Annotated in this window: 10 protein-coding genes; 8 read left to right on the plus strand and 2 right to left on the minus strand. The window is 58.7% G+C overall.

Annotation, left to right across the window (positions count from 1 at the left end):
* The first annotated feature begins 6 nt into the window (after positions 1-6).
* The 3 genes from AC04SH_RS29130 (at position 7) to AC04SH_RS29140 (ending at position 4,427) form a co-directional block, all read left to right on the plus strand.
* Entirely contained in the window at positions 7-501 is a 495-nt protein-coding gene (locus tag AC04SH_RS29130; RefSeq protein WP_488577587.1) for a hypothetical protein, read from the plus strand.
* 267 nt (positions 502-768) lie between these two features.
* Positions 769-3,414, plus strand: coding sequence for a DNA ligase D (gene ligD / locus AC04SH_RS29135; protein ID WP_488577588.1), 2,646 nt, complete (start codon positions 769-771; stop codon positions 3,412-3,414).
* Positions 3,411-4,427: an ATP-dependent DNA ligase gene (locus AC04SH_RS29140; RefSeq protein ID WP_488577589.1), complete on the plus strand. Its 1,017-nt coding sequence runs from the start codon at positions 3,411-3,413 to the stop codon at positions 4,425-4,427. The genes ligD and AC04SH_RS29140 overlap by 4 nt, the downstream gene beginning before the upstream one ends.
* A 145-nt stretch (positions 4,428-4,572) precedes the next feature.
* Here AC04SH_RS29140 and AC04SH_RS29145 read toward each other — a convergent pair whose 3' ends face one another.
* Complete coding sequence (locus AC04SH_RS29145) at positions 4,573-4,824, minus strand: hypothetical protein (RefSeq protein ID WP_488577590.1); 252 nt, start codon at positions 4,822-4,824, stop codon at positions 4,573-4,575.
* 384 nt (positions 4,825-5,208) lie between these two features.
* Between AC04SH_RS29145 and AC04SH_RS29150 the strand changes: the two genes are divergently transcribed.
* Together AC04SH_RS29150 and AC04SH_RS29155 are read left to right on the plus strand one after the other, a co-directional pair.
* Entirely contained in the window at positions 5,209-7,149 is a 1,941-nt protein-coding gene (locus tag AC04SH_RS29150) for a hybrid sensor histidine kinase/response regulator (protein ID WP_488577591.1), read from the plus strand.
* Between the two features lie 176 nt (positions 7,150-7,325).
* The gene (locus tag AC04SH_RS29155) at positions 7,326-7,679 is read left to right on the plus strand and encodes a hypothetical protein (RefSeq protein WP_488577592.1); all 354 of its coding nucleotides are present in this window, start codon (positions 7,326-7,328) and stop codon (positions 7,677-7,679) included.
* A 112-nt stretch (positions 7,680-7,791) separates the two neighbouring features.
* Here the strand turns inward: AC04SH_RS29155 and AC04SH_RS29160 are convergent, their stop codons facing one another.
* Positions 7,792-8,121: a hypothetical protein gene (locus tag AC04SH_RS29160; protein WP_488577593.1), complete on the minus strand. Its 330-nt coding sequence runs from the start codon at positions 8,119-8,121 to the stop codon at positions 7,792-7,794.
* A gap of 298 nt (positions 8,122-8,419) precedes the next feature.
* On the opposite strand from AC04SH_RS29160, the gene AC04SH_RS29165 reads away from it, so the two are divergent.
* The 3 genes from AC04SH_RS29165 (at position 8,420) to AC04SH_RS29175 (ending at position 9,511) form a co-directional block, all read left to right on the plus strand.
* On the plus strand, positions 8,420-8,611 hold the full coding sequence (locus tag AC04SH_RS29165; RefSeq protein ID WP_488577599.1) for a hypothetical protein: 192 nt from the start codon (positions 8,420-8,422) through the stop codon (positions 8,609-8,611).
* Between the two features lie 13 nt (positions 8,612-8,624).
* Complete coding sequence (locus AC04SH_RS29170; protein WP_488577594.1) at positions 8,625-8,864, plus strand: hypothetical protein; 240 nt, start codon at positions 8,625-8,627, stop codon at positions 8,862-8,864.
* A 245-nt stretch (positions 8,865-9,109) separates the two neighbouring features.
* Entirely contained in the window at positions 9,110-9,511 is a 402-nt protein-coding gene (locus AC04SH_RS29175) for a response regulator (RefSeq protein ID WP_488577595.1), read from the plus strand.
* The last annotated feature ends 304 nt before the right edge of the window (positions 9,512-9,815 follow it).

The raw sequence follows: 9,815 nt of genomic DNA on the forward strand, positions 1-9,815 counted from the left end.
CGGCGTATGCACACTAACATCTCTTCTCACTATGATTTTGAAGAAAAAGAGGTTGGACAGTTTGACGGTTTGACAAGCTGGGCACCGAGCGGGATCGCCAAGCACGTCGAAATAAAGCGTTTCTACTCGATCGCCATGACGACAAGCCTTCCTCCATGGCGCCCGATACCGTCGCGCCTTGCAGCACGGTTTCTGGGCACGTCCCTCCAGTCCCTTGCGAACTGGCGGATGCGGGATCTGGGCCCCGCAACCGAACCGATGCGCCGGGGCCAAGGCAACCGCATATATTATCGCCCGGACAAGATCGCCGAGTGGCTCTCGGGTGGCAAATGTTGCGATTGGGAGTTCTCGGCGCTCTGGCTCCAGCAGATGGGCATGCCGCTCGATGCAATTAGCGAGGATGCCGTCCGCGACCGTATCGCCCAGCTAGAGGGCGTGAGCAACCTATTCCCGGCGGTCAACGGGCTTTGGCGGAATTTCCGCGAGGTCGAAGCGGCCTAGCCAGTGAAATAATTGTGCGGAACGAGCCGGGACCAAATGTCGGTTGCTCTTCGGCCCACACGTTTCGCCTCGGTGCGCACGACAGACCGCTATGCGCGACCAGCTTGCGGTCGGTGATAGCCTAGAGGCTGGCTCGTCGGCGGTGGGCCGTCAGCGTGCGACACGCGCCAGTCCCACGGCGCGTGGAATTGCCGTCGCAGCAAAGCCGAACCAAAACTCCCTCACCGCGTTGAGTCCCGGCATTGCGTCATTAGCCGGGGCACTTCCATGAAAACGGGCGAGCTTTCCACCTATCGGGCCAAGCGGGATTTCACGAAGACAAAGGAGCCCAGCGGCGAGACGTCGATCGCGAGTTCGGACCGGCTTCGGTTTGTGATCCAGAAACACGATGCAACGCGTCTGCATTACGATTTGCGGCTGGAACTCGGAGGCGTCTTCAAGTCGTGGGCCGTCACCAAAGGTCCCTCGCTGGATCCTCAGGACAAGCGCCTGGCAGTCGAGGTCGAAGACCATCCGCTGGACTATGGCGACTTCGAAGGCACGATCCCCAAGGGCCAGTATGGCGGCGGCACGGTACAGTTGTGGGATCGCGGCTATTGGGTGCCGGAAGGCGCACTGTCGCCCGAACAGGCTCTGGAAAAAGGCGATCTGAAGTTCACGCTCGACGGCAAGCGCCTGCGCGGCAGCTTCGTCCTGGTGCGGATGAAGCTTGACCGCAATGGCGGCAAGCGGACCAATTGGTTGCTGATCAAGCACCGCGACAAATACGCGACAGATGGCAATGGCGACGCGGTGTTGGCGCAGGACCGATCTGTCGCCTCCGGACGCAGCATGGATAAGATTGCTGCGGGCAAGGGCGCCGGACCCAAGCCCTTCATGCTGCAAGGCACCTCGGTGGCCGATGCGGATGCCGTGTGGGACAGCAATCGCAGTCATGCTGCCGACGAGCGCGCCGCCAAAGCGTCAAAGTCGTCTCAACCTCCAAAGCGAGCAGTTCGAGCATCGGCAGTGACGATGCCCGAATTCATCGCGCCACAACTTTGCGCGACGCTCTCCCGGCCACCGGCCAGTTCGAACTGGGTTCACGAAATCAAGTTCGATGGCTATCGCGTCCAGATGCGTGTCGAAGATGGCGCTGCCACGCTGAGGACGCGGAAGGGCTTGAACTGGACGGAGAAATTCGGCGCTATCGCGAAAGAGGCCGCAAGCTTTCCCAACGTCATCGTCGACGGCGAGATCGTGGCGCTTGGCGAAAACGGGGCGCCCGATTTTGCCGCCATGCAAGCTGCGCTCTCGGAGCGCCGGACAAAGGATTTGATCTTCTTTGCCTTTGATCTGCTCTTCGCAAATGGCGTCGATCTGCGAAAACTGCCTCTCACTGAGCGTAAGGAGCGGCTGAGGGAGATGCTCGGCGAGGTCGACCGCGGTGAGGAAAATCTCATCCGCTATGTCGAACACTTCACCAACGGCGGCGACGCGGTGCTGCAGTCCGCCTGCCGGCTTGCGCTCGAAGGCATTATCTCGAAAAAGGCTGATGCAACCTATGTCTCGGGAAGAACCGACACCTGGGCAAAATCGAAATGCCGCGCTGGGCATGAGGTGGTCATAGGTGGGTGGTCGACCACCAATGGCAAGTTCCGGTCCTTGCTGGTCGGCGTCAATCGCGGCGAGCATTTCGCCTATGTCGGCCGTGTCGGGACCGGCTACAGCGAGGCGAAGGTCAAGCAGCTGCTGCCAAGGCTAAAGGAGAAGAAGGCTGCGAAGTCACCATTCACCGGCGATGGCGCACCGAAAAAAGATGCGGCCGTCTTCTGGACCCGGCCGGAATTGGTTGCGGAAATCGAGTTCGCCGGCTGGACTGGCGGCGGCAATATCCGGCAGGCAGCCTTCAAGGGCTTGCGCGAAGACAAGCCGGCGAAAGAGGTTGAGGCCGAGCGCCCAGCCGATCCCCAGGAGACTCAGATTGCCGACCCCGCCAAGGTCACTGGCAAAACGGGAAAAAGCCCAGTTGTCATGGGCGTCATCATTTCCAAGCCGGACAAGCCGCTCTGGCCGAACGCCGGCGATAGCACCGCTGTCACCAAGCTCGATCTTGCAGAATATTTTGCGGCCGTGGGGCCCTGGATGATCAAACATCTCAAAGGGCGCCCCTGTTCGCTTGTGCGAGCCCCGGACGGCTACGCAGGCGAGCAGTTTTTCCAGCGCCACGCGATGCCAGGCACGTCCAATCTGCTGGAACTGGTGAAAGTCTTCGGCGACCACAAGCCATATCTGCAGATCGACCGCGTTGAGGGTCTGGCAGCGATCGCCCAGATAGGCGGCCTTGAGTTGCATCCCTGGAATTGCCAGCCCGGTCATCCGGAAGTGCCCGGCCGGCTCGTCTTCGATCTAGATCCTGGTCCGGAAGTCTCCTTTGCGCAGGTGGTCGCGGCCGCCAAGGAAATGCGCGATCGCCTCGAAGATCTGGGCCTGGTGAGTTTTTGCAAGACGACGGGTGGCAAAGGGTTGCATGTCGTCACGCCACTGGCCAGCCATCGCAGCAAGACGACATGGCCCGAGGCCAAGGCCTTCGCGAAAGCTGTCTGTATGCAGATGGCGGCTGAGCGCCCGGAGCTCTACCTCGTCAACATGGCCAAGAAGCTGCGGACGTCTCGCATATTTCTCGACTACCTCCGAAACGACCGCATGGCGACTGCCGTTGCTCCGCTGTCACCGCGGGCAAGGGAAGGCGCGACCGTCTCCATGCCGCTGACATGGGGGCAGGTGAAGGCGGATCTCGATCCGAAGAAATACACGGTCCGAACCGTGCCGGGCCTCCTGAAAAAGACCGTCGCCTGGGCCGACTATGACGATGGCGAACGGTCGATCGCCACCGCCATCAAGCGGCTGGGTTCAGCAAAGCTGGCCGCATGACATCGAAGCTTGTGAAACCGTCCTTTGGCCTTCCGTTGGACACTGAACCCATGGAGGCAAAGTCGGCGGACGCGCTGCCTGACAGCAGCCAATGGCAGTACGAACCCAAATGGGACGGGTTTCGCTGCCTGGCGTTCAAAGCCGGCGACGAGGTGGAATTAAGGGCGAAATCCGGCAAGTCACTTGGCCGATACTTTCCTGAGGTAGTTGCGATGTTGCGCGACCTGAATGCGCAGGAGTTTGTGGTCGATGGTGAGATCGTCATTGACGTTGAAGGCTCCCTCTCGTTTGACGCGCTGCAGATGCGGCTGCACCCAGCGGAAAGCAGGATTCGGAAACTGTCGGCCGAGACCCCGGCCAAATTGATCCTCTTCGACATGCTGGCCAGTGCCGATGCCAGCTTGATGGATCAACCGCTGTCGGCACGACGCGCGGCGCTGGAAGACTTAATCAGGGCAGAACCGGAAAGCGGGCTTGAGCTGTCGCGCTGTACTAAGAGTTTGGCGACTGCAATGAAGTGGCTCAGCGAATCCGGTCAGGGTTCAACGGACGGCGTTGTCGCCAAGCTTCTCAACGACGAATATCGGCCCGGCGAGCGCGCCATGGTCAAGGTCAAGCGGCTGCGCACCGCCGATTGTGTGGTCGGGGGGTTCCGCTATCTGGCGAACTCGCGCGAGGCCGGCTCCTTGCTGCTTGGCCTCTACAACGACCAAGGCAAACTCGACCACGTGGGATTTACATCGACGATCGCCCGGGAAGATCGTTCAAAGCTGACACGGGAACTCGAAGCGCTGCGATCGCCTCCGGGATTTACTGGCAAAGCCCCTGGCGGCCCGAGCCGGTGGAGCACGGAAAGGAGCGGACAGTGGGAGCCCGTTCGTCCGGAACTCGTAGTGGAAGTCCGCTTCGATCACATCACCGGCGATCGATTTCGGCACGGTACAAAACTTATGCGATGGCGCCCTGACAAGAGCCCAAAGCAGTGCACGTTCGACCAGATATTGAAAACATGACGGGTCGCCCCTCGAAAGCGGGTCCCGGCTCAGGCGACCGCCGCAACTGCCTAGACACGGCGCTAAGTCTCAGGCACTTGCGCCGGCGCTGGAATGTCGGGGTCGATCGGCGGAGCATCGATGGTGTGCGGCTCGCGACCGAAGCTCAGTTGTTTGACTTCTTCTTTGCCGCCGCCGGGTTCTGTCCCGTGGCCGCCGAGCTCCTGGCGTCCTTTGAATGCGCGGCGATAGCCGGGCCTGCACCTGTAGCCTTGCGCATGTCGCCGCTCCGTTGCTTGTCGTCGGACTTTTTGCGGCCGAAGCCGAAAAAGTATTTGCCAAAGAATCCCATTTTTTCCTCCCTTGCCGTATCCGCGATGCCGGTTAACTGCTGCCTTCGGATCTCGTTCCCCGGCAAAGCTGATTCCTCTCGCGAACGCCGACAGCCCTTTTTTCCATTTGACCGGAACGTCCCACCTGATTTCCGTCGAGGCACAAGCGGGAGGCCTTCATCGGCCCCCGCCACTGATCAGGATTTCCCTATAATCTTGGCCGGCCCGCGCCCATCCCAACGTGCGTTTATGACGAATGACACTCCAGAAAACAAAGCGCGCTGGGGCACATTGGGCGGCCTGTTCTGGGCGTCTTGTTGGGTGCGCTCGGATAGCCATCGCTTGGGGGGTCGCCGAGATGTATGGCTAACCTTCCGACGGCAGCCACACCTTCAGAAGACAGGACACAGTTGTGAGAACGGAACTAAGGGTTGGAGCGAGCGTTTCTAGCTGTTACGGGAGCAGTAACTTTGCAAAAATTGTCAATCGAGCAGCCAACCTCATCGCTTCCTGTTGAGGACCGCTATCGCGTGCTCATCGATTCTATTACCGATTATGCTGTGTATCTTCTGGATGCAAACGGGATCGTAAGCAGCTGGAGCCCGGGCGCGCAAAAATCCATGGGGTACAGCGCAGTCGAGATCATCGGCCAACATTTCTCAGTCTTCTATAGGCAGGGGGACAGGGCCGCAGGGTTGCCCGAGCGTGCGCTGAAAACGGCCGCGGTTGAGGGACGGTTCGAGGCCGAAGGGTGGCGCGTTCGCAAGGACGGCACGGAGTACTGGACGCACGTGGTGATCGATCCCGTGCGTGGCGCCGACGGCTCAGTGGTCGGATTTGCCAAAATCACCCGGGACCTGACTGAAAGACAAAGCGCTCAACAGGCACTGAAAAGCAGCGAAGAACAGTTTCGAATCTTGGTACAGAGCGTAGCCGATTACGCCATTTACATGTTGGATCCGAAGGGATTTGTAACCAGCTGGAACCTGGGCGCGGAGCGGATCAAAGGCTACAAGGCCGACGAGATTTTAGGCGAACATTTTTCGCGCTTCTATCTCGAGGCTGACCGAAAAGCTGGGCTTCCGGAAGAGAGCCTTGCGATCGCCGGAAAGGAAGGACGTTTCGAGCGGGAAGCTTGGCGTTTGCGCAAGGACGGAACGACGTTTCTCGCCCATGTGATCATCGATGCAATCCGAAATGACAGCGGGGAACTGATCGGCTTTGCCAAAATCACCCGCGATGTGACCGAACGCAGCAAGGCTCAGAAAGAGCTCGAGCAAACCCGCGAACAACTCTTCCAAATCCAAAAACTGGAAGCCATAGGTCAGCTCACCGGTGGGGTCGCGCACGACTTCAACAATCTTTTGATGGTGATCCAGAGCAGCCTGTCGATGATACGGCGGCGCCTATCCAATGATCCGAAACTGGTGTCTCTCCTGGACAACGCTTTGCAGGCTGCGGAGAGGGGCTCTTCGCTAACCCAGCGAATGTTGGCGTTTGCACGCCGCCAAGACCTTGATCAACAAACGGTCTCTGTTCCTGAACTCGTGCGTGGCATGACGGATATGCTTGAACGGGCCATCGGTCCGTCTATCCCTGTTTTGACCCAATTTCCCCTGTCGCTGCCCAGCGTTGTGACTGACCCCAACCAGCTGGAGTCGGTGCTTTTGAATCTTGCGGTCAATGCACGAGATGCGATGCCCTCTGGTGGGCCACTGGTCATTAGCGCTGAGGCGGAGGAGCTGGACGCTTTCAATCATCACAGGCTCAAAGCAGGCCGATATGTCCGATTCTCGGTGAAAGACGTTGGCCATGGAATGGACGCCGAAACGCTGGCACGGGCGACTGAGCCCTTCTTTACGACTAAAGGCGTTGGCAAAGGGACGGGTTTGGGCCTCGCGATGGCGCAGGGGTTTGCCGAGCAGTCAGGAGGCCGCCTTGTCGTTCACAGTCAACTTGGTGCTGGGACGACGGTTGAGATTTGGCTTCCCGCAGCTATTGCACCTCAGCCTCAGGTCGAAAAGGCCCAGACGCCACCACAAAACACGTCAAACCGGAATGCGATATCAATCTTGGCTGTTGACGATGACCCGCTTGTCCTGATGAACACGGTCGCAATGCTGGAGGATCTGGGCCATGCGGTATTGGAGGCAAGCTCTGGCGCGCGGGCGCTTGAGATCTTGAAGGGTGAAGCGAAGCTGGATTTGCTGATCACTGATCACGCGATGCCAGGTATGACAGGGGCCGAGCTCATAGAACTGGCTAGGGCCGAGCGCCCCCATCTTCCTGCGATTCTAGCCACGGGCTATGCCGAACTTCCATCCGACACACAGACAAGTGCCACCCGCTTGGCCAAGCCCTTTTTTGATGATGACTTGGAAAAGGCGATGGATATCGCCCTTCGGCGGTGAAGCCTTCCGCTTCAATGGTGAAGGTGGACGCGCCTGATGAATATCCCGCATGGCCAGCCCAGCCGCTTCTGCGATCTTGTCAGCAGACAATGCGCTCGCTCCGCGGATCACCTCCGCGAGCTGTTACGCTGGTGCTATAATGTGCCGGAAACTGTCAGACAGAAAGGGGATATCGCATGCCCGGAGTCACTCGCCGCACGCTTCTTGCGTTCGCCGCCGTCGCGTCTGTCGTTGAACCATCTTTAGCGCGGAGTGAGGCTACCGCACCGAAGTTGCAGGCGCTCATTGACGCCCATCAGGTCGCCTATGATGCGCTCCATCAGGTTGTTCATAGCGCGGGCAGCACCTGGAACGATCGCGAGATTGCAGACCGAATAGAACAGCAAGCGCTGCTGGCCATATGTGCCCATCCCGCGACCGGCACGGGCGAGCGTCGAGTAAAGGCAGAGTACCTATTGAAAATTGAAGCGCGTGGCGAGCTCGACCTTGAAGAGCACATGCAGGCTCTCTTGCACTCCATGCAGAGTTGATTGGGGACACAGTCCGATGCGGGCCTTCATGCGAGGCGAAGGCTATTTTCGGCACGCCTTTGCTGCGGAAAGTACAGGCAATGGCTTGTGTGGCTCCGTGCCTGCGACAGCACTATGCTGCCTTGGTCCCAGCCGCGGGCTGGCCGGCAAGCGCTGCCATATCGCCGTCTTCGACAAACTCTAACAGCAGACCATCGTTAACCGCCGACACCGGCCTTCGCTTGCGCCAGGCACACCCCGTGCTGTCAAACTCAATGGGTGCGCAATACAGGGCTGCGAAACCTAACACTAAGCGCTCTGCATCAAGGGCGGTGAAACCTTCATCCGGTTGCTGGGCTCGAATGCGCTCCGCCATTACCGGTACGTTCACGATCCCGTACTTTCGAATCTCGTCCACAACCATCTGGTTGAGATCATCTCGCAGGCTTGTGGAATATTGCATGGTCAACTCCTGTCCCAAGGACTGGGTTTTCCCTCGGGTGTGAGCATGCAGCCGAAATAATCTGAAAGCAAGTACATTCGAAAATAATATATAGCTAAATCAATAAGTTAGTAGGTTGCGCCTTTGGATGAATTTGATGATGGTGAGTAGGGCATGCATCAAATGTATTTGACGCCTTTGGAACCTACGCGCCCTTTTAGGTCTTATGAGGCACACGGGTAAGTTACTCATTTCACTCAACGACCAATTGGAGGCAGCTGTGGCGGATAATCTTGAGCGACCAGAACGTCTTCAGGTCATGCTCAACGCTAAGGAATTCACGGCGCTCGATACCTGGCGCTTTCAGAAACGCATGCCTAGCAGGGCTGCTGCGGTCCGGGAATTGCTCAGGCGTGGCTTGGCTGCGGATGGATTTCTGGAAGCTGAAAGCGGGTCCCGTTCCGCAGATTTCGGAATATTGGACAGACGTTCCACCAACCCAGACGATTGACCGAGAGACCTGAATGGCCGTGGCGAAAAAGGACCAGGAGCGCGCCGGCTATGCGTGGATGTATGGCGCGCAAGCACGCAAGGACGGCAATGACAGAGCCGTGCCTGACTATTGGCATGATTACGCCGATGCATGGTTGCAGGGCTTTGATGGAGAGTTTGGCGCGGGTGCGGTGAAGCCCAAGCCTGTAAGTGATGAGCTTGAGTCGGAATTCGATGAGGCTGCGCTCAGCGAGCAGCCGAGCGACCCGTGACCGTATCGCAACGCTTGCAATTCCAATCAGACTTCCCGAGCGTAGCGTGACAACTCGGCCGGCCGGCAGAGGCATCGCCGCATCGACCAGAGCGCCGTCCTCCATAGCTTGTTCCGTTTGGTAAGGCCGCTTCGCTGGTTGGGGATGTGCCCTCCGGCGACGGTGGCAAGATCGGGCTATTCGTGTGCTTTTGGAACCAAACCCCAGTTTGAACCGTAGTGGTGCGCAATGGGGGACATTCACAAATGAGTATCGGTGCGGTTTTGGTCGTTGAGGATGAGCCGCTCATCCTGCTTGACGTCGAGACGGCGCTGCAGGAAGCGGGTTTCGAAGTTATAGCCGTTAATGACGCCGAAAAGGCTTTAGCGGCGTTCGACGCGGATCCAACCAAGTTCAAGGGCCTCGTTACGGACATCCGCCTGGGAATTGGTAAATCCGGCTGGGAAATAGCGAGGCATTTGCGCCAGGCCAACTCGAGCATCCCCGTCGTCTACGTGAGCGGCGACAGTGCTATCCATTGGGGCGCCGAGGGCGTCCCTGAAAGCGTTATGATCACCAAGCCATTCTTCCTGCCCCAGATCATCACCGCCCTATCTACGCTGATGAATGCGCAGCCTGGCCCTAGCACCAACGATCCTGATGACTAGGTTTGCCAGTTCAAATGGCCGCATTGCACGACCAGCGGATCGCTCCTTCGCTTGGATCTGAGGGTTTCAACTTGTTCGGGCTGGCGCTCGCGTCGCAAGGCCGAGTGCTGCCCACTGCCGGCCTTTCGAAAAGCGGGGACATCCGGTTTCGACCCAACTTCACGAAAGGCATCCAATAACGCGTTGAAACGTTGAGACTGACGTCAGCGGGCAATCAACCGGATTCGCCACCGGCTGGCGCAATCTCGGAGATCAATAAAAATGGATATCCCCAAGGGAGCGACCGTAGCCGTAGCTGATGGCG

The sequence above is a fragment of the Mesorhizobium sp. CNPSo 4688 genome, assembly GCF_057784295.1.